The sequence below is a fragment of the Gloeothece verrucosa PCC 7822 genome, assembly GCF_000147335.1.
In the GTDB taxonomy this organism is placed as follows: Bacteria; Cyanobacteriota; Cyanobacteriia; order Cyanobacteriales; family Microcystaceae; genus Gloeothece; species Gloeothece verrucosa.
In genome coordinates this window covers 450,183-469,259 of the sequence record NC_014533.1, presented here as the reverse complement: position 1 = coordinate 469,259, position 19,077 = coordinate 450,183, and the positions used below count along the sequence as shown (strand labels likewise).

Below are 19,077 nucleotides of genomic sequence, written 5' to 3'. Positions count from 1 at the left end.
ACCTGCTTAAATCTGTTCTCTTGTAATAGAAGTTGATGAAGGAGAAGAAGTCGGTAAATTATGAATAGGTTCTCTAGCTTTTACAGTTAATAAAGCTGACACCGCCAATAATCCTAACAACCAGAAAAATATGGGATTAGAGGAGGGGCTTTTATAACGAGGCTTTTGACGTTTATTTTTCCACTCTTGTAATTCGCGTTCAGTGGTCATAATTGCTCTTTATCAAACCAAACCTAACTAATATTCAATCTAACTCGTGCAAATGACTTTTTGATGGCAGTACGCCGGCAAAAAGATTAAGCATGGCAAACTTTAAGTTTCCATTTGCTGCTGATAAAGGGATTGTAACAGATTTTCTAATTGCTCAGGCGGACAACAGTCAATCAACGCCTGAAAAACCTCAAGGAGTTTAGCCGCACTATCCCCATGCAGAGGACTTAAACCCCACACATCCTCAACCCATTCCTGGGGTGATTGAGATTCAAAAATTAGCCGCTCTAGTAAATCTTTAGCTTCTGATTGAGAAATAGACATTATTTCAAAAGGTTTAAGTAAGTGAGCATAATTAAGTTTAAAGGCAAGAGGCTACTGACTACTTCAGTTTAATTTTTATTGAGGGACTTTTTTGATTCCTATGGTGATGTCACCTTCATGATAAAATTCTACAACATACTCAAGTATAGGTGAAAATAGCCATGTATCAAAACTGACTGCTGTTACATCATCTATTACATTAAGGACTTGAATGAGAGGAGCTTCAATGGCAGGCAATGAGCCGTTATCCCAAAGGATATAAATTTTATCAAGCTTTTCAGCCGAAAAATACTGATTTAGGTCAGGAATAATTTCGCTTACTGATTTTACCTCTATTTTTTGTTGAATTTTTTCCCATTTAATCCTGCCCCAAGCACTTATAGGAAAAGTGTTCTCAAATTTAGCAAAAATTTCTTCGGTTTCAACTTCTGAGAAAATTTTAAAATTTTCACCCAAAGCTTGAATACATTCATCGAATAAAGACATTATAAAACTCCCCATTTATTAATCAGTTTGAGATAGGATTTAACCGCTTTTTCATTACCTTCAAATGGTATAGCAATTTTCAGTGCATTTTCCCCTTTGCCAAATTTGAAATTTTCAATATTAAAATGCGGCCCTTTAATAGGATCAAAATCTAGTCGGATTCTGGTTAAACCATCAGGAGATTGGAAACCAATGGTTTTTCCATATCCAGCGCTAGTCTTTAATCTTCCAATTAGAGGTTCAGCATCAGGACCCAAATCCCCTAAAAGTTGAAGCGCTTTCTTTTTCGCTCGTTCATAAGATTTTAATGTAGGTAAGGTTTTTTCGCCAGAAGCTCCCAGCGCTTTAAGTTCTTCTGGCGTTACCTCAACAGCATCTTTAGTCCCTTTTGGAACTTCTTTAATTCGTCCCTCAGCAATCACTATCCAAGGATTTATATAGCCCTCGAGGCGGAATATCCCATTACTGAGCCGTATGCGGAACTTTTTAAAGCGCATTTTTTCGAGAAGTTTCGCGCCTAATTGTTTTAAACGTTGAAATCCTTTACCAAGCCCTGTTCCGGCAATACCTTTAAAGAGAACTTTACCTTTTTCAATCAGGAATTTTGCGCCTTTGACAACGAGATTAGCGGCAGCTTTTGCCAGTCTAACAGCCCCCTTAGCGATTACCTGCGCCCCTTTCGCTGCACCTTTAGCTAGAGCTTTTGCTCCCTTAAGAGCGGCTCCACCCGCTTTGAACGTTAGATAGGAGACTAATTCAATTGCCCCTGCGGCTAATCCCTTGGCTAAGTTTTTACCGCCGCCCTGAATGTTGCCCTCCCAAGATTGATTGAGATAGTTTTGCACATATCCAGCAATCTGAGCAATAGTGACTCCGACAAACAACGGACCCAAAACGCTCATAATCGGCGGTAAGGCGGCGGTAATGGCTCCACCAGTGACAATATTTAAGGCAATAAATCCAGCGATAGCGGCTGTCGCCCCGATAAGCACTTTTGGCCAGTTATCGGACCACCATTTAGAAATGCCCTGTTTCATTAACTGCCATCGGATTTCAGCCCGTTTTCTAGGCGATAACCCATCATCAAAATTTTTCGGCTCACTGGTTTGTCCGGTTTTCACCTCAGTTTCTTTTTCTCCGGTTGCCTCAGCCATTACCGCATCCATTGTTCGCTCACTATCATTGGCTTGAGCAAGCTCGAGTTCTCCTTCTCCTTTTGTCTTGTCTAGTAATTCGGCCGACATTTCTGTTGAAAGCTCCATATTCTGTTCAACCCCATCTACGCCTATATTGGCTTCACTCCAAGGAGCTTGGGGCATTTGCTCGGCTACAGCGCCCTGTGCGTTACCTTCAATTTTTGCCCCTCCTGGAGCCACCCCGGCTTGAGCTAACTCCACTGGCGACAAAGGTTCATCGAAATTACCGCCAAGCAATTCTTCATAAGCGGCTGTTTCAAATTGAGGGGGGGCGGCTTTAGCTCCTTCTACTAGGTAACCCAGTCGTTTTAACAATTCACCAAACTCACCCCTAACTATCATACCTATCACCGTCAAAATCCCATTGTAAAGAGATTGAATTAAGCCTAAGAGCGAATCAATGGTTTTTGCGAGAAAGTCTAAAATAGCGGCTACACCTTTTTTGAGTAAATCGGCGGCTGTATTAACGGCTTTAACGGCAGTATTAACAGCTTTGTCAATTTTGGCATTGATTTTTTTGGCAATCTCTGGAAAAGCGGCAAAAGCAATTTTTACTAATCCTTTTAATACTTCGCCGAATCCTTTAATTAGGGTGACAATGGCTTTTCGGGCTAATTCTATAGCGGCTAAGGCGAGTTTTTTGGCCTGTTCAAAAATAAATTTTACGGCTTTACGGAGATTGTCGTAAATAAAATTCATCGCTTTTTTTAAGCCATCTATGGCCGCGCTGGCTTTGGATTTCACCCATCCCCAAAAACCGCCGGATTTCTTTTGGGTTGTTTGTTTTTTCTGAGCCGCTTCTTTTTCGGCATTTTGTTTTTCTTGCTCGGCTTTTTTCTCGGACTCTGTTAAATGTTTTTCGGCTTCTTTTTCACCCTTTTGTTTAGCTTCAGCAATTTTTTTCTTTTGCTCTTGGCTGGCTTTTTTAGCTTCTGATTGATATTGCTGATCAACTTTATTTAACTCGGTTTGCCATTCTTTTTTATGTTGAGCGACTTCGGCTTTGGCTTTCTGTTGTTCTTTGGTTTGCGTTTGGGCTGTGGTTAATGTTAAATTTTTTATCTCTTTATCACTATCAGATTTAGCTTTAGCGGTGTCTTGAGCAAATTTTTGTTTACCGGTTATATATTGCTGTTGTTGCTCACCGATTTTTTCCCCCAGTGTTGGCCCCAATGATTGATTTAATTGCCCAACTATTTCGCCGGGAATTGTCGGGGCTTTACCTCCTTTGGCGATGGTGGGTAACTGGGCAGATAATTCTTTGTTAGATTTGAGCAGGTCTTTATTAGGAGCCGGAAAAATTTTGTTTTCACCAAAGTCTTGATTGATTTCTTTGGCGGCTTTGAGTTTTCCTTGAGTGACTTCTTGTTGTGAATTTTTTTGAGTATTTTCGAGTTGAGAGGGGTTAGCCTCTCCTGTTAATTCCACTGCTGGCGGCTGACTGGCTTTTGTGTTGATGGGTTGAGTATTGAGTTGAACACTTAAGAGAGCATTTTGGGCACTTTGAGCTAGTTGGGCATCGCTAGACTCGGCTTTTTGCGACTCTCCTGTTTGGTTACTTTCTCCACCTACTAACCGAGTGGGAATGAAGGGAGGAGGAGGTGAAGCCGCCTGTATTTCCATTGATTGAGTTTTTGTCGATTTGGCGGAGGGTTCTTTGTCGGCTGTGGTATGAGTTCGAGAGGAAGCGGCGAGGGGATTTCCGGTGATGACGGCTTGAGCTTTGTTCAGTTTAGGGCTAGTGGGTTGGGCTGGCAAGCCTGTAGGGGCGGGAATTTGGGGTAGGGTTTGTTGAAGCGCTTGTTTTTGCCCTTGTAGGGCGTTAGGAGAGGCGGCGACTGCTTGATCATAAGCCGAGAAAATGTTGCTCGGTGGCGTGTTTTTAAGCTGCTCTATAATTTGACTGGGATCGGCTTTTGTCTGAATTTGTCGCGCGAGGGTAGCTTCTGTTCTTAGTTGAAGGCGGCTTTGGGGAATGTTTTTTAATGGGTTATGCTCTGTTTGCCGTCTAATATTAGGAGGCGTGGCAGGCGGCATACTCATCATGCGTTGGGGCACTTCTTCGGCTTCTGGTTCGTCTGGAGCTTTCGGTTGCTGAGTGTTTAACTTGGGGGTTACAGGGGCGGCTACTTCGGTGGCGGGAGTTGTTGAAGAATGGCTGATGAGGATTTTTAATAGGTTTGGCTGTGATGAAGCACTATCCATGCGCCGCTTCCACAAGCTATCCATTTTGGCTTGCAGTATATTCAGTCTTTCTTTTTCTACATCAGTAATGGTACCGGACTTTTCTTTTAGTTGTAGTCCTGCGGCTTCAAATTTATCTTGAGTAAAAGCGTTATTTTCAATTTCTTCTTGTGTGGGGGAATGTTGCGGTTCAACGGATGAAGCGGAACGAGATGCAACCTGTGACTGACTCGATGAGGTCTGGAGATGCTGAGATTTTGATTGATGAACCTGGTTTGATGACATATTCCCGCCTCGAGTTTTTAATTAGGGAATGCCGACTTCCTGTTGTCAAACTTGCTTATTTTTATTATTTTTTAATTTGGGCAAGAGTTTTTTTAATAAGTAGGAAGCCTAATTTTTCTATTATACTAATTTTCTATTATACTAAAATTTTGTGTTTCGTCAAATTGAATGGCTATTATTCTATAATAATCTTTAGTGTATCTTAGCTGCATCTTCTATAATCTTTACAAAAATTTACCTCTATTGGAAAATTCAACTCAACATCAAATTATGCTGCGCCCAATAAAACTTTCTCAAGCTTCATCTTTTTTTAAATCCTCAGCAATTCCTTTGTTGGGTCTATTATTAGGGACTATCTGTTTAGCCAGTGGTGCTATTTTCATTCGCTTGGGGGAAACAGAATTAAGTGCTAGTGTCACTATTTTTAATCGCTTCTTTTTTGCTACACCCTGTTGGCTACTGTGGGAACTGATCAAAATGATTAAGCTTAAAAGTGATGAGCCAAGTTTTGAAAGCCAAGATCAGGTTAGTTTTTGGGATTATTTTTTACTTGTTTTCTCCGGCTGTGCTTTTGTGCTTAACCTGCTTTTGTGGGCTTGGTCTTTAGAATTAATCAGCGTAGCTAATGCAACTGTGCTGGGTTGTTTTACCACTCCTTTTACCAGTTTAGGGGTGTGGCTTTTGTTTGGTCAACGTTTTGATCGCCGTTTTTTACTGGGTAGCCTGTTAGCATTCGGAGGAGTCATTGCTATCGGAGTAGGAGATTTTCAGCTAGGGAGTGAGCATTTTTGGGGCGATGTTTTGGCTTTGTTAAGTGCTTTGTGTCTGAGTGTTTATATTTTGATGCTAGAACCTTTAGAGAAGAAATTTAGCAATAGTACCCTGATGGTTAGTAATGGTTTAAGCGGCATTTTATTATTATTGCCTTTAGTTTGGCTCAGGGGAGACAGTATTATTCCTACCACTGCGACGGGTTGGGTAAGTGCATTAGGTTTAGGCATTGTTTCTCAAGTTTTGGGATTAGGACTTTTTAGTTCTAGCGTGAAATATTTTTCTTCGGCTTTTCTGGCTTTATTTTTATTGTTAGATCCCTTGTTTGCGGCGATTATGGCTTGGCTATTTTTAGCTGAACCGATGAATTTAAGTAATAGTATTGCTTTTGGTTTAGTGTTAGCCGGAATCTATTGGGCTAAATCTAGTCCTTTTGCTTATCAAAATGTGTAACTAATTTAGGAGTTACGCACTCCTGATTAAAAACGACGATTTTATGTCATCCACCAGCGAAGCGAAGGATCACGAAGAATCTCAAACCCTTATAATTTGGTTACGGTGCGTAAGTCCTCTAATTTTGCCTATCCACTTATGGGTTGCCTACCCAACCTAATAATTTAGCCGCGCTGCCTAAAATGGCCACTACTAAAGCAACTAAAATACCCTTATTGACAAATTCTTGAAATTCCAGCCGTTTACTCAACCCGTTAACCTTTTCATCTAATGCCTTGATATCTCCTTTTAATTCGGCTTCCATCTTGAGTTGACCAATTTTGATGTCTGTAACGTCTTTTTGGAGCGTGTCAAGTTTATTTTCTATTTTATCTAATCGTTGATCTAGCTTGGTTAAAATCTGTTCTATTGTGTAATTAACTGTTACTGGTGATTGGCTCATGATGTTATCCTCAAAGTTAGAATAAGGTTTTTGAGTCCTTATGTGATGACTGTTCCTTGGGAGCTAATTCTATTTTAATGTCAGAAGCCAATTAAAAATACCTGAAATTTTTACCTTTTGTCATATAATTACTGACCATGAATAACCAGCAAATACCCTTATTAAGCGCTCGTTTTGAAAAAGCTTTAGTCTACGCCGCTCAACTCCATGCTCAACAACTCAGAAAAGGCTCACAGGTTCCTTATATCAGCCATCTGTTGAGTGTAGCGGCTTTAGTCTTAGAAGATGGAGGAGATGAAGACGAAGCGATCGCCGGTTTACTTCATGATGCCGTTGAAGATCAAGGAGGAGAAGCCACAAGGCAAGAAATTTCTCGTCAATTTGGTGAGCGGGTAGCCGCCATCGTAGAAGGTTGCACTGATAGCGACACCATACCAAAACCCCCTTGGCGCGAACGTAAACAGGCATATATTGAGCGGTTTCGTTATGCGGGTTCCTCTGTACGCAGAGTTTCTTTAGCCGATAAGCTACATAACGCTCGTTGTATAGCCACCGACTATTACAGCCAAAAACAAGCAACCTGGAATAAGTTTAAGGGGGGACGAGAAGGCACGTTATGGTATTATCGTTCTATTATTGAAGCGGCTAGAGAAGCCGGCGAATGCAGTTTTTTACTCCAAGAACTAGCAACTGTTATTGACTATTTAGAAAATTGTCCTTAATTTCATCCTAATTTCATAATTCAATGGCAACATAATTGAATCGTAGCTTGCTAAGGTAAAAAATTATGCCTAAAAGATCATTCCTAAACATTGCCATTGGATTAACCTTAATAACCAGTTCGGCTGTGGTAGTGGCTTGTTCTTCTAATATAAATCAAACCGAACAAAACACGACAAAACCTTCTCTAGCCGCTCAAAACAGTGGTATGAGTGAACAGAGAGGTATGTCTGATATGGATATATCTGAACATAGTTCTATGAATTTAGGACCTGCTGATAGTAATTATGATTTGCGTTTTATTGATGCAATGAAATTACATCATCAAGGAGCAGTAACAATGGCAAAAGAAGCTCTTTCTAAATCTAAGCGTCCAGAAATTAAAAATTTAGCATCAGAGATTATTAAGGCTCAAAATCAAGAAATTAACGAGATGAAACAGTGGAAAAAAGCTTGGTATCCCAATGCTAGTAATACACCGATGGCTTATCATTCACAAGCCGGTCACATGATGCCCATGTCCACCGAACAAATGAACGGTATGATGATGAATATAGACTTGGGAGCCGCCGATAAAGAATTTGATCTACGTTTTATCAATGCCATGATTTCTCATCATGAGGGAGCTATTTCAATGGCATCTGATGCTAAAAATAAGTCAAAACATCCCGAAATTAAACAACTCTCTGAAAATATTATTATTTCTCAGAAAAAAGAAATTGACCAGATGAAACAATGGAAAAAAGCTTGGTATAATCAATAGTTTTTTTGGACAATTCACATCTTTTTTAAGCTTTCACCGCAAGAAGATAATTTACTTTTGGGTACAGCCGGCTCGGCTGTATTGCTGTTTTGTTGCTAAAATAACTTGAGTTGGCTCTATATATTTCATCCTATTTTCATAACTCCTGGCTAAGGTAGTAAATAGAGACTCGAAGTTATTCATAGAAGTTACGCACCATAACCAAATCATAAGGGTTTGAGATGGTTCGCGATCCTTCGCTATTGCTCAGGATGACATAAAATCGTTATTTTTAATCAGGAGTGCGTAACTCTTAATTCAATGAGTCAAGCCAAAAAAACTTACCATTGGAGTGTTTAAATTTCATGAATAGTAATATTTCTGAAAATTCTCTAATTTTACGACAATTTTTTCATAAAGAATCCTGTACTTACACCTACTTAATTGCTGAAAATTGTTCTAAATTAGCAATGTTGATTAATCCTGTCCTGGAACAAGTTGAGTGCTATCTTCAAATCATTAAAGAACTTGGACTAACTTTAAACTGTTGTCTAGAAACGAATAGTAATGAAAATCATCAAAGTGGTATTTATTATCTGCAAAACCTTACACAATGCCAGATAATAGTTTTAAATGTAATCCCTAAAGCTTTAATTCCTGAAACTGAAACTATTGATCCGCTCGTCTATTGTGGTATGTACATTTAAAAAACTAGACTCTCCCGTCGTTGTGGTGATAAAAAAACTCCTAAGAGCTTTAATTGTTAGAAATACGGGAATAAACTTGAGTATTCTTTTTATAAATCAGATCTCGAGATAAACGCTCAGACCTCACTTTTCCCGTAAGATACAATCTTAGTAAATTTGCCTCTTTTGCGTCTTGGGTTGTGAGTTTAACGCAAACATAAAAACCCTCTGCCGCGCCAGTATTAGGAATTAACTTCCAACTGTTGTCTAGACAAGTTGTTGTATTACTATCAGCCGAAAGCCAATCAGCGATAGGAACTGGATTTCCCCAAGCCGCAGGATTATTAGGAGATGAATATTTATCGCCGCTACTATCAAGGCTAGGACCCCACCTATACAAAACTATATTAGATGAGGAAACTTTAGCTAACCAAGTTTGAGTCACATAAGGGCTATTTCTTGGTACAGTAAAATAGATAATAGGTGCGGCTAATTCTTGATTTTTTAACAATAAGATATACTTAGCATCGCTCGGGATAGAACTAAAAATAAAAGAGGGTATTTTACTAAGCTCAGAATCTGTCGCCGGTTGTGTGCTAACTAAAGATGTTTTAATTTCATTAGCAATAAATTCTACAAGGAAATCAGAATCCTGTTCAATCTGAACTTGTAGCTCGGATTTAATGCTATCTTTTGTTATTTGGCCAAGTGTCATTCCCATTAAGCTAATCAACCCAAAAGTTAACACTGAGCCAATTAATAATTCTACTAGAGTAAAACCCGTTGTTGTCTTTGAGTTAAATTTTTTCTTCATAAAATAATTTGGCAAAAATTTTCTGCATTATATTCATTCCAATTTTTATCCTTGTATATGCCGCTTCTAATTAATCCTACCCTCGGCGAAATTAATAAACATTTTTGACTTATTTTTCCATTTTTTTCTAGGACAATTATTGCTGGTTGCTCCTGACTTTTGTTTAAAGTTACAGGACGAATTCCTCGGAAAGAAATGCTTAAAATATTATTCGCTAAATTACTGTGTATTTTTATCCCTGAAGACAATTTGACTTGTGGTACTATTTTTGTTCCTATGGTTGCAGTTTCTGTTGAGCCGCTCAAACATTTTTTATCTGTACTATTTTTATAAACGGTCAAGTCATTAATCAAATTATCTACTAATTGTAATTGACAGGATTTACTAATCAGTTTCGCTTGCTGTTTAGTTTGTTCAATAATCAACTTGATTTGCTCCAAGCTGGCATCCTCCTCATTTTGAGCTAACCAAGAAGCAAAATGAGGAATACTTATAGATGACAATATTCCTAATATTAGTATAGTAATAATAATTTCTAGCAAAGTCATTCCTTTAGCATTGTTGAATTTAATAGCAAATATTGGACGCATTTGGTCTTACCTCAAATTGTCTTTGCAAAATTTTTTTTTGATTCGTAGAATCCACTATTCCATAATCAAAAATTAAAACTTCTGGCTCCTCTTTTTGGATTTTATAAACTTTGACTAGCTGATATTTTTTATTATTTACATCAGCAAAAGTTTTCTCTACAGGAGCAGATGTCTCATCAAGTATCAAGCGGCTTGTGGTTTTAAAAGTTGATTTCGACTCTAATTGTTTCCATAGCTCTATCGCAAAATCTGTACATTTAGTCTTGGATAAATTATCAGCTACAAGAAAAGCTTGTTGTTTTTGTTCTTCAATCCAATTCAATCCTTCTTTTTGGACTTTAATATTAATATTATAAGTGATATTAAACATCATTAATTCTAGAGCCGTTGCCAAAAACCCTGTAAATAATAAGATGGCAACTAATAACTCCATCATCATGAAACCTTCTACTGATTTAGGCTTATAATTATTAGTAGCAATTTTCCCTGAAACTAGGTTTAATAGCTCCCCCTTAATCCCTCTTCTGATAGGAGTAAAAGAAAAATTAAGCGCATAATTAAGGAAAAATCGTATAAAGTAATTCATAACTCTTGCATCTTGCCTACTTTTCTATTACTATTGTTATTTAGCTAATTGCGCGAGTCTGTGATTTAGATCACAGTGACAGAAAAGAAAATAGGGCAATCTAGAAAAAAACGAGTTGGTTACTCTTGTCTAAGCATATTAGGGCACTTTTCAAGCACAAAATCGCTAAGAAAAAAGGCGAGCAAGGGTTTGCTATGGTTATCGCCCTCGGTTTGGGAGTGGCCATTCTGTTCATTGCTTTAGCCGCTTTAATCGCTTCAGAGACTCATCAAAAAATCGTAAACTCGGAAATTCAAACAAAAAAAATAGAAGATGCTTTAGATTCTGGCTTAGCACATTTTGGCAGTTTTATGGCTAAAAATGGCCCTTTACTCGACATCAATCGTGAAAGTTGGACATCTCATATTAACAGCGACACCCCATCAGACTTGAAGCTGCAAAAATTGCTGAGAATTTGTAAAACGGATCAAGAATGGAATCATCAAAAAGAATTGATTGATTTATTTGCATCGGGTGGATTCCAAATGTTAGAGTCTTCCAATAAGGAGCCATACAGTTTTGCCGTTCCTGAGTTTGATTTCAATGCCGACAAAAATATCTTAAAGGTAGTATTACTGGCTCAAAATTCTGATGGTTCGGCTGTATCTCAATTAAATCTCCAGTTTCAGGTAAATACGCCGCCGCTTAAAATACCTGTGCTATGGGTACAGAAAGGATGGGAGGGAACAGGATATTTAACTTTTGAGGGCAATGTATGGGCAAGTAATTGTTCTTTTCCTATTGATAAAGTTCGACTTAAAGATGATACTTATCAAGCTAAGTATGTCGCCCTAGAACCTCCTCCTTTACCTAACCTTGAGGAGATCGTTAGTCGCATTCCCACTTCTCAGCAAAAATTGATTCTAAAAGATAGCAGTGCTAATAGTCTGTTAAGTTTGCCAAGAGTTAAAGATAAGCCAAGTTTAGAGGCTTCTAATGCTATAGAAACTCTTCCTGTCTATGAATATGTGGTTAGTTCTATGGCCCTAAAAAATAAATCTTTAAAGATTAATACTATGTACAACGGAAAACACGTTAAAATTGTGCTTTATTTACTCGGTTCCATAGAATCCGGTACGGAAATTCAACATCTTTGCGGCACTAATCCTGAGTGTAATCCTGAAGACTTGGTAATTGTTGGCTACGGGGGAGATGGGAAGGATACATTAGGAGAATGGGACCTCATTAATCCTCAAATTTGTCTTACTGGGAGTGATAATATTGAAGCCCTAATTGTAGCGCCTGGTTATCAATTGGGACTGAAGAGAAAAAATATTACAGATAAATATTTTATATTTTTTGGGTCGGTTTTTGTAGGCAATTTAGTAACTAGCGGATTTTGTGGAGACAATGATGCAAGTGTTTTATTTACCAAACCGGTTGAAATAAACAAATTACCTGAAGATTTTAAATTACAAAATTTCTATCCTCAAATCACTAAAGTTCTATCTTATTCCTCTACCTCCTCGGACTTTTCTTTGAAAAAATCTGAAATTGAATCAGGCCTCATCGGGCTGGAATCTAAACCCGTACCACCTGAGTCTGAAGAAAACTTTGAGTTATCACCGTAAATTTTTCTTGACTAATTTATTAAAAGTTTATCAATTTTTAAATTTTTAATTAAACCATTTATTGAGTTTTTTTGCTGCTTACCCCTCCTAAAATGAAAGCGGTTAACCCTATTAATAAAGAAGGTTCGGGAATCGGCGTTGGAGTAGATTGACTCGCTACATATTTTACGCTTATATCTGTTATTTTTCCCCATCCAGGTTCTGGAGTAACCTCTCCATAGCCAAAAGTAATGTCTGCTATTTTCCCTTCTCCAAAAGAGGCAACGAATAAAGCCGTTGAATTTCCCCCATTGTCATAAATACTTTTTGCCCCAGAAGGAAGGGAAGCAATAGATGCTGGCGTAGTGGGAAAAGCAGGCTTAACAGAAGACGGTGCTGTTTCGGTTTCAAATATTGTTCCAGCAGCATTATTTGTATTTAAATAAAAAGTTTTATTGGTAAAATTTCCTTCTATATTCCAAGCAAAAAGCGTATTAAGAAAGGGAAAAGCTGTATTTTCTATACCCGAAGCTATCAGCCCGCCTCCAGTAGCGACATAATTTTTGATGATATTTTGTGTTTCTAGAGATAAATTTGGTAAAATAGATTTTCCTTGATTAGGAATAAAAATTAACTGATTTTTTGTTGCATTTTGCCATGCACTCTGCTCAAAACTTGTAAATATATTAACTTGATGTCCAAAGGATTTAAGAATATTTATCAATTTTTGACTACCATCTTGGGTAATGTATTGAGGATTATTAAATAGGGCAATGGTTGCGGCTTGAACCGGCGTATTACTCCCTAATCCTATCCCTAGGGAAATTACGGACAACAATAATAATTTTTTCATCGGAATTTTTCTAATTTTCTTGAGTTTTATTTAAAATTCTATCTTCTGCGGCTCGTTTGGTCAACCTTGGCTAATGAGTAAAAGAAAAATTAAGCGCCTGACAAAATTTCTATAAGCTACGGCAACGCCGCCTAGAATTCATTGGGGTGAATCAACTTTAGGCAGGCTCTTTCGGCATCATGGGTAAAAATGTTTATCTTGATACAAAATACACAGTGGTGGGTTACGGAGCGGATCAAAACTTATCCGCTTTTTATAAAAATTATCCCCGCACCTAACCCACCCTACAATTCATCAGCTTTTCTTATCACCACAAGGACGGGAGAGCCGACTTTCAAATATCATTGGGGCTTTTCATCGTTAATAAATCCGCTAGGGGACAATCAAAATAATTACAAATTTTTTCGAGAACTTCTGGATTGAGCTTAAAGGTAACCGGTTGACCGTTATAAAGCCGGTTGATCACGCTCGCCGATACACCCAATTGTTCAGCAAGATAACGCTGAGTCATTTTGGGATCTGTACGAGCCATTAACTCAGGAAGGGTTGAGTAAAGTTTTTTATCTTTTTCCATTGCACGCGGAAAATTTCTCAGGCTGAAATATTATTTGAGAGGATGAAATATCTTAAAGTTAGGGAGACAGTTAGAGACTCTTAAGCGGGAACACTTCGGCTCTGCGAGGTGCAAGCAGTGAACACTCAGGTGTTCGAGGGATTTAATTTGAGCCGCCAACAAGGTTAGAACAGCCTTAAAAGCTGAAAACCTGTGAGAGCAAGGATTTTCCTTTTGCCTTTTGCTATGATCACTGATTTTCTAGCACCCGTGATCCCTGTCACAAGCAAATCTCTCGCAACAAGACAAACTTAAGTTAGCTTCGGGTCGATTCGATTAACAAAAACGAGGAAATAAGGTCATGCGAAAGAAAAAAATGATTATTACTCGAATAACAATAATAGTCCTCTTTTTCATCTCGATGTGGCTACTGTTAGCTAACTTCATGCCCATTTTTTCGTTTCCATCGATCGAACTCACCCTTTATGATTGGTTAGCCGCTAACAAAGGAGAAATGCTTCACTCTCGTGCGATCACTTTAGTGGGTTTAACTGCTACTGATTGGCTTGAGTATGGTAATCCAGTAGAAGACCAGGTTATAGCCAATACCTTGAAAATCATTGAGAGATATCAGCCAGCTTTTATTGGCTTGAATTTTTGGCGAACTCGCAAACATGGAGAGGGCCACGAGGAATTATTGCAGATTCTAGCACAATATACTAACATTGTTGGCTCTCAGTGGAAAGAAGCTCTATCTATAATAGAGCCGCCAGAACCTTTAACAATACCTGGTCGCACTGGCGATGTGACGGTTTTATATGACCGAGATCAAGTGATTCGACGATTTACACTCTATTCACCCTCAGAAAATTTTCCTGATGAAAAGGAATTTAATAAAACGGCTCAATACAATTATATTCGCAGTCTTCCTTGGGAATTGGCCCGTCGCTTTTTGTTAGCACAAGGGGTGAAAATCATTGAACCCACGAAAAGCTCTCCTCTATTGCTAGAATACCCCAATGGCAAAATGATCAAACTTCAGCCGCTACAAGATTGGCTAGGAAAAATGAGTTATAGTCAGTGGGGAAATCGAGGATTTCAGCAGCTAATTCACTGGCCCTCTCAAAATTTTGAGTTTCCTTTAGTCAGCTTTCATGATGTTCTTTCCTATCGCGTTCCTCCGGATTTTTTTCACAATAAAATTATTTTGATCGGTGGGGCATCTAATCGAGTTGCCGATATTTATTCTACGCCCTATAAAATTAATGGAGATCGTTTCAGAGCGACAAGATACGGGCTAGAATTAATGGCTATCGCTACCTTAAACCTTTTATCTCTAGAAGTGCAAAAGCCAACGCTTATTCCTTCCGGCTTGATTAATTATTTATGGATAGCCTTTTGGGTCTGTTTATCTGGGGGAGGCGTTTATTTTATTACAAGATTCCCGACTCGATGGTGGCTTGGGAGCGTTTGTTTGATTAATGGGCTGTTAATTTTAGTTTTAGGGAGCGTTTGTTATGCGGCTTTTCCGAATGGGTTTATTCCCTCTGGATTAGCGGCATTGGGAATGATCATTAATTCTCTGGCTTGTTTACTGGAAATTCAACGTCATAAAGCTATTGAAGAACAGAAAAAGCGGCTTGCTGAAGAAAGAAAACGACAATTAGCGCAGCAGGAATATACTCGCCAGTTAGAAAAACGTGTTCAAGAAATTCAAGAACGAATGCTCTCTCAAGAACGATTAGCTTTTTTCGGGCAATTAAGCCCGGCTATTCGCCATGAAATTTTAAATAACTTTGAAGTCATTTTACAAGAAATTACCATTACTCTAGAGATGGCGGAATCAAAAATTTATCAGGGATTTCCTGATGAAGTTCTCGAGTTTTTAGAAGACTTAAGGGAGACATTGACTATTATTGCAGAAACGACCAGGGAAAGTGGAGAAATTTTAACTAAGTATCTTCCCCCTATTTTTCTCCAGTCTTTTAATGATGACGTTCCCCTTGATGAGTTATCTTATACGGCTAAAAAAGCGATTAATCTGGCAAGCTTTTTAGAGGATTGTTGGAAAAAAAGCTCTTATAAGTTTAGAGTCAATACCCCCACTAATTTTTATCTCTCGGTGATTAAGCAATATGACTATCAGGGAAATATTTATGGAAATGAAGAAGATTTGCGTTATGTGTTTATTAATTTAATCGATAATGCTTATGAAGCTTTAATTCAACAGTTTCTTAAGGCAAGTGACAATTATGAACCGATTTTAAAACTAGCTACCCTTCAAACTACCCAAGGAGTTGAAGTTATTATTGAAGATAATGGTATAGGGATTGAACCAGAAAAAGCCAACGAAATTTTTAAGCCTTTTTATAGCACGAAAACTCGTAGTAGCGGCTTAGGACTCAGTATTGCTAAAGATATTTTAATTACTCGTTATGAGGCCAATATTTATTTAAATCTTGAGGAGGGAACCCGATTTATTATTGTTTTTCCACTCTAACTACTCCCTTTTGACAAGTCAATCAGTGGGCAGAAATCAACGAATAATACACTAACTCTTAAAAATGTCTGAAATTCTTATCTGTTAACCGAGTGACTGTTGCTTCTTTTCCGTTACCATTTTACACTTAATATAGATACAATAATAAAATAGCAAGGTAGAGATTTATGAAAAAAATTCTCGTGGTGGAAGATGATTTGCGATTTCAACGAAATTACCGAAGAGGATGCCGCCAAGAACTTGAACAAGGGCTATTCGAATTTGAGTTTACCCCGTCGGGTGAACAAGGTCTTGAAGCCCTTAAAAAGGATACAGAAAAAGAAATAGTATTAATTATTCTTGATTTAAAAATGGACTTGGCTCAAATCAATGGGCTACAATTTTTAACTGAAGTATCCCACAGCAACATTAATCGCCCCATTATCTGCTACACGGCCTATCCGGAAAAAATCGAGAATCTTAGTTCAGAAGATTTAAGTCGAGTTGTTTGTGTGTTACCAAAAGGCCAGAATCAATATCAGTTTAAAGTGTTAAGAGATTTAATGGTCTTTTTACTTTCTGAAACGGTTTTTCAATCGGTTGTAACTGAGGCAAATAAAGAGTTACTAGATTACCCTCAAGTAAAAGAAGTCGTTAAACATTTTTCTGACCGCAAAAAATTAAAATTAATTAAAGAATTAGTCGCCGACTTGAGTTATCCTTATATGAAGGAGTTTTATCGAGAAGTGCCCTCTATGGCCAAAGCTTTAATCGATTCAGTACAACAACAAAATCAAAAAATTTTACGAAAATGGGTACTTGAAAAACTTGAAGAAAAACTTCTCCCTTCAGAAATTCCTACTGATGAGTGTGTCATTTATCGGATTGAGGAAAGTATTCGAGGTTCTACTGAAAAAGGAAAATATTATTATCTCAAATGGTTTGATAAAAATACTAAAAAAGATAGGAGTAAATATATTCCCCAAACAATAGCGGCTTCTCTCCCTCCAGAATTTCGTTCGCCTTAGCTTTAGACAAGGAGGTTAGGCAAGAGACAATAGAGATTTACTGCATTGTGCATAACTACTTATCTATGCTTAGAAACATCTGGTTTCAGAAAAACTTGAGATATTTTTATCGATATCGCATTTTTTTTACAGAGATTGAGGTATAATATACCTCAAAGACCAAAAAAAATATCACTTGTACTATGGTAACACAAAAAACCTTATTACAACCCCACCCCAGTGATCGTACAGCTAACGATTCTAACCTTAACCTTAAAAAACTGATTGCCGAAAAAACGGCGCAATTAATATCCGACCCAGATATACAAGGGCTATTGGCTTCTATTACTGCTAATACTGATAAAATAGCTTTATTTTTAGAGGGTTTAATTGAATTAGGCCGAATAAGCTCTATTCTACAAGAAAAATGCCGAGCCGCTTTTGATGGAGAATCTTTTGACGAATTAGAAGACTCAAGGGACACCACTCTATATAAATCACTCCTGCAAACTTATTTCCCGGGTACGGCTGCCGCCAATGTAGAAAGGTTGCTATCTTCAGGATTTAACGCTAATGCTTGGTCACTCACATCCCTTAGCTATGCTGCCGCCGAAACCGTTCAAGCTAAATTGGACTTGCTGGAATTAGGACAACAGATTGGGGGACCGAACGAGTTCCGCACAGGTCATTATCGGGTGAGTCAACGGCTGATCGGTGGTAATGAAAAACATCCTATTTATATTAAGGTGTTAGTCCTTAGCGATCAACAGATATTCTCTTTTGATTGGATTAAGATTAAGAAGTGTTTTGAACGGTTGTTGGCTCAAGAATTGATTAAAGCCGCACTTCCTTTTGAGCAGTTTAAAAAAGAATGCTACTTAGCCGCTACTACTAAGAGTGAATCACAGCTTATCTCAAATGCCCAGGAAGTTTGGGTGAGTGATGTTTTAGAAGTTGTAGGTAGGTATTATCCGCAGCATATTGTTGAAATTTTTTCTTACCAATTAAAACCTGGAGATATTGAACTTAAAAGTTTATCTCTGTCTGAATTACTCGAACTGGAAACCTTGATTGATTCTGTTAGTGAAGCTGAACTTCCCTCGGCAACAACCTCTGTAGAGGCATTACAAGCGAAATTAAAATCCCCTCTGTATTGGCCGTTATCTCTGATGACGCTAATCAAAAAATTTACATCAGGGGTGACCGATATGCGAATCGTTATCAATAAAACAGGAGCTTTAAGCATGGAAAAATGGAACTCACGTTTACGGAAAATTAAAGTCGTTGAAGGAGAAAGACTTAAGGGTGAATATTTGCCGATTCGACTAGATGAAGCCAAGCATTGGCATCAAGTACAACAACGATTAAACCTCAGTTTATCTGAATTAGAAAAAACTCGAGCCGCCGTTTGGGAACTGGCCCAGAAAAAACACAATGAATTTTTGTTTTCTGAAGAAGGGTTTGGCCGTCCTGTGGGAAAAATAAATTCTCAGTATGTTCCTATCCCTTGGGCCAGTGATGTATTAGAAGTGCTAGAAGAATTAGGAGTAGAAGCTAATGCTTTAGCACCTTTATATTACGATTTGGGAGTTTTTGTGGATGAGTACGATTGGCTTCTGGTGGCATCTAAATATAAACTGGACTGTAATACTATTGAAAATCTTAAGCGCAAAACCTTTGAGATTGCTCTTTCTAATCAACGTCCTGTAGATCCAGTCAGTAACCTTGTTCGGCCTTGGAAGGATGATCTCTATACGGCGATTACACTTTTCCGGCGAGATGCGGCTAAATTACTCAAAAAAACTATCGTTAAATATTCTCAAGAAGAGTTAGAGAAAATCTTGGCTGAAAAAACCAAGGCTTTACAAGAACGTTTAACTGAAGATAAACTCTATCGAGAAAAATTAGAAAATGAAATTAATTGTTTAAAAGAACAAATCAAGAATATGCAAATAGAATTTGAGCAAAGAATAGAGAATATGTTTAATCAGTTTATGGCACAGCAGCAAGCCAACAATAAAGCTCATCAATCGTCGCTTACCCTTGATGAATCTTAAGCTTTTTTAAAGTCAAAATTCTTTTAAGTACCTGGACACTCATTAAAAGA

Annotated in this window: 18 protein-coding genes; 8 read left to right on the top strand and 10 right to left on the bottom strand. The window is 37.9% G+C overall.

The genetic code is table 11. The features are described from left to right. Positions 1–6: 6 nt before the first annotated feature. From CYAN7822_RS28900 to CYAN7822_RS28885, 4 genes are all read right to left on the bottom strand, one after another. Positions 7–210: a hypothetical protein gene (locus CYAN7822_RS28900; protein WP_013334516.1), complete on the bottom strand. Its 204-nt coding sequence runs from the start codon at positions 208–210 to the stop codon at positions 7–9. A 102-nt stretch (positions 211–312) separates the two neighbouring features. After that, positions 313–534, bottom strand: coding sequence for a hypothetical protein (locus CYAN7822_RS28895; protein ID WP_013334515.1), 222 nt, complete (start codon positions 532–534; stop codon positions 313–315). Between the two features lie 75 nt (positions 535–609). Then, positions 610–1,020, bottom strand: a complete 411-nt coding sequence (locus CYAN7822_RS28890) for a CDI toxin immunity protein (RefSeq protein ID WP_013334514.1) — start codon at positions 1,018–1,020, stop codon at positions 610–612. Beyond that, a complete protein-coding gene (locus tag CYAN7822_RS28885; RefSeq protein ID WP_013334513.1) occupies positions 1,020–4,685 on the bottom strand; it encodes a hypothetical protein in 3,666 nt (1,221 codons plus the stop codon). Before CYAN7822_RS28885 ends, CYAN7822_RS28890 begins: the two co-directional genes overlap by 1 nt. 270 nt (positions 4,686–4,955) lie before the next feature. Between CYAN7822_RS28885 and CYAN7822_RS28880 the strand changes: the two genes are divergently transcribed. Further along, positions 4,956–5,909, top strand: coding sequence for a DMT family transporter (locus CYAN7822_RS28880; RefSeq protein WP_013334512.1), 954 nt, complete (start codon positions 4,956–4,958; stop codon positions 5,907–5,909). 136 nt (positions 5,910–6,045) lie between these two features. Here the strand turns inward: CYAN7822_RS28880 and CYAN7822_RS28875 are convergent, their stop codons facing one another. Continuing rightward, the gene (locus CYAN7822_RS28875; protein ID WP_013334511.1) at positions 6,046–6,351 is read right to left on the bottom strand and encodes a hypothetical protein; all 306 of its coding nucleotides are present in this window, start codon (positions 6,349–6,351) and stop codon (positions 6,046–6,048) included. A 137-nt stretch (positions 6,352–6,488) separates the two neighbouring features. Here CYAN7822_RS28875 and CYAN7822_RS28870 point away from each other — a divergent pair, with 137 nt between their 5' ends. From CYAN7822_RS28870 to CYAN7822_RS28860, 3 genes are all read left to right on the top strand, one after another. Next, positions 6,489–7,073: an HD domain-containing protein gene (locus tag CYAN7822_RS28870; protein ID WP_013334510.1), complete on the top strand. Its 585-nt coding sequence runs from the start codon at positions 6,489–6,491 to the stop codon at positions 7,071–7,073. Positions 7,074–7,138: 65 nt separating this feature from the next. Further along, complete coding sequence (locus CYAN7822_RS28865) at positions 7,139–7,834, top strand: DUF305 domain-containing protein (RefSeq protein ID WP_013334509.1); 696 nt, start codon at positions 7,139–7,141, stop codon at positions 7,832–7,834. Positions 7,835–8,178: 344 nt separating this feature from the next. Then, positions 8,179–8,520 carry an MBL fold metallo-hydrolase gene (locus tag CYAN7822_RS28860; protein ID WP_013334508.1) on the top strand — a complete coding sequence of 114 codons (342 nt, stop codon included), beginning with the start codon at positions 8,179–8,181 and terminating at the stop codon, positions 8,518–8,520. A 49-nt stretch (positions 8,521–8,569) separates the two neighbouring features. Here the strand turns inward: CYAN7822_RS28860 and CYAN7822_RS28855 are convergent, their stop codons facing one another. From CYAN7822_RS28855 to CYAN7822_RS28845, 3 genes are read right to left on the bottom strand one after another with little or no spacing between them, the layout of a single operon-like run. Then, entirely contained in the window at positions 8,570–9,313 is a 744-nt protein-coding gene (locus tag CYAN7822_RS28855; RefSeq protein WP_013334507.1) for a PilW family protein, read from the bottom strand. Then, positions 9,310–9,903, bottom strand: a complete 594-nt coding sequence (locus tag CYAN7822_RS28850) for a prepilin-type N-terminal cleavage/methylation domain-containing protein (protein ID WP_013334506.1) — start codon at positions 9,901–9,903, stop codon at positions 9,310–9,312. The genes CYAN7822_RS28855 and CYAN7822_RS28850 overlap by 4 nt, the downstream gene beginning before the upstream one ends. Next, the gene (locus CYAN7822_RS28845; RefSeq protein WP_013334505.1) at positions 9,881–10,489 is read right to left on the bottom strand and encodes a hypothetical protein; all 609 of its coding nucleotides are present in this window, start codon (positions 10,487–10,489) and stop codon (positions 9,881–9,883) included. Before CYAN7822_RS28845 ends, CYAN7822_RS28850 begins: the two co-directional genes overlap by 23 nt. Before the next feature lie 125 nt (positions 10,490–10,614). On the opposite strand from CYAN7822_RS28845, the gene CYAN7822_RS28840 reads away from it, so the two are divergent. Continuing rightward, complete coding sequence (locus tag CYAN7822_RS28840; RefSeq protein WP_157871978.1) at positions 10,615–12,099, top strand: hypothetical protein; 1,485 nt, start codon at positions 10,615–10,617, stop codon at positions 12,097–12,099. 58 nt (positions 12,100–12,157) lie between these two features. Here CYAN7822_RS28840 and CYAN7822_RS28835 read toward each other — a convergent pair whose 3' ends face one another. After that, positions 12,158–12,931 carry a hypothetical protein gene (locus CYAN7822_RS28835; protein WP_013334503.1) on the bottom strand — a complete coding sequence of 258 codons (774 nt, stop codon included), beginning with the start codon at positions 12,929–12,931 and terminating at the stop codon, positions 12,158–12,160. A gap of 334 nt (positions 12,932–13,265) precedes the next feature. Further along, positions 13,266–13,505: a helix-turn-helix domain-containing protein gene (locus CYAN7822_RS28830; RefSeq protein WP_013334502.1), complete on the bottom strand. Its 240-nt coding sequence runs from the start codon at positions 13,503–13,505 to the stop codon at positions 13,266–13,268. A gap of 340 nt (positions 13,506–13,845) precedes the next feature. Between CYAN7822_RS28830 and CYAN7822_RS28825 the strand changes: the two genes are divergently transcribed. From CYAN7822_RS28825 to CYAN7822_RS28815, 3 genes are all read left to right on the top strand, one after another. After that, on the top strand, positions 13,846–15,984 hold the full coding sequence (locus tag CYAN7822_RS28825; protein WP_013334501.1) for a CHASE2 domain-containing protein: 2,139 nt from the start codon (positions 13,846–13,848) through the stop codon (positions 15,982–15,984). Positions 15,985–16,151: 167 nt separating this feature from the next. Continuing rightward, positions 16,152–16,991 carry a response regulator gene (locus CYAN7822_RS28820; protein ID WP_013334500.1) on the top strand — a complete coding sequence of 280 codons (840 nt, stop codon included), beginning with the start codon at positions 16,152–16,154 and terminating at the stop codon, positions 16,989–16,991. Between the two features lie 182 nt (positions 16,992–17,173). Further along, positions 17,174–19,027, top strand: a complete 1,854-nt coding sequence (locus tag CYAN7822_RS28815; RefSeq protein WP_013334499.1) for a hypothetical protein — start codon at positions 17,174–17,176, stop codon at positions 19,025–19,027. The last annotated feature ends 50 nt before the right edge of the window (positions 19,028–19,077 follow it).

Bases quoted from the DNA above. Each gene is read 5' to 3' on its own strand.
- CYAN7822_RS28825 (WP_013334501.1), top strand. From the start codon at position 13,846: ATGCGAAAGAAAAAAATGATTATTACTCGAATAACAATAATAGTCCTC.
- CYAN7822_RS28815 (WP_013334499.1), top strand. From the start codon at position 17,174: ATGGTAACACAAAAAACCTTATTACAACCCCACCCCAGTGATCGTACA.
- CYAN7822_RS28850 (WP_013334506.1), bottom strand. From the start codon at position 9,903: ATGCGTCCAATATTTGCTATTAAATTCAACAATGCTAAAGGAATGACT.
- CYAN7822_RS28855 (WP_013334507.1), bottom strand. From the start codon at position 9,313: ATGAAGAAAAAATTTAACTCAAAGACAACAACGGGTTTTACTCTAGTA.
- CYAN7822_RS28830 (WP_013334502.1), bottom strand. From the start codon at position 13,505: ATGGAAAAAGATAAAAAACTTTACTCAACCCTTCCTGAGTTAATGGCT.
- CYAN7822_RS28890 (WP_013334514.1), bottom strand. From the start codon at position 1,020: ATGTCTTTATTCGATGAATGTATTCAAGCTTTGGGTGAAAATTTTAAA.
- CYAN7822_RS28865 (WP_013334509.1), top strand. From the start codon at position 7,139: ATGCCTAAAAGATCATTCCTAAACATTGCCATTGGATTAACCTTAATA.
- CYAN7822_RS28870 (WP_013334510.1), top strand. From the start codon at position 6,489: ATGAATAACCAGCAAATACCCTTATTAAGCGCTCGTTTTGAAAAAGCT.
- CYAN7822_RS28875 (WP_013334511.1), bottom strand. From the start codon at position 6,351: ATGAGCCAATCACCAGTAACAGTTAATTACACAATAGAACAGATTTTA.
- CYAN7822_RS28845 (WP_013334505.1), bottom strand. From the start codon at position 10,489: ATGAATTACTTTATACGATTTTTCCTTAATTATGCGCTTAATTTTTCT.
- CYAN7822_RS28885 (WP_013334513.1), bottom strand. From the start codon at position 4,685: ATGTCATCAAACCAGGTTCATCAATCAAAATCTCAGCATCTCCAGACC.
- CYAN7822_RS28880 (WP_013334512.1), top strand. From the start codon at position 4,956: ATGCTGCGCCCAATAAAACTTTCTCAAGCTTCATCTTTTTTTAAATCC.
- CYAN7822_RS28835 (WP_013334503.1), bottom strand. From the start codon at position 12,931: ATGAAAAAATTATTATTGTTGTCCGTAATTTCCCTAGGGATAGGATTA.
- CYAN7822_RS28895 (WP_013334515.1), bottom strand. From the start codon at position 534: ATGTCTATTTCTCAATCAGAAGCTAAAGATTTACTAGAGCGGCTAATT.
- CYAN7822_RS28900 (WP_013334516.1), bottom strand. From the start codon at position 210: ATGACCACTGAACGCGAATTACAAGAGTGGAAAAATAAACGTCAAAAG.
- CYAN7822_RS28820 (WP_013334500.1), top strand. From the start codon at position 16,152: ATGAAAAAAATTCTCGTGGTGGAAGATGATTTGCGATTTCAACGAAAT.
- CYAN7822_RS28860 (WP_013334508.1), top strand. From the start codon at position 8,179: ATGAATAGTAATATTTCTGAAAATTCTCTAATTTTACGACAATTTTTT.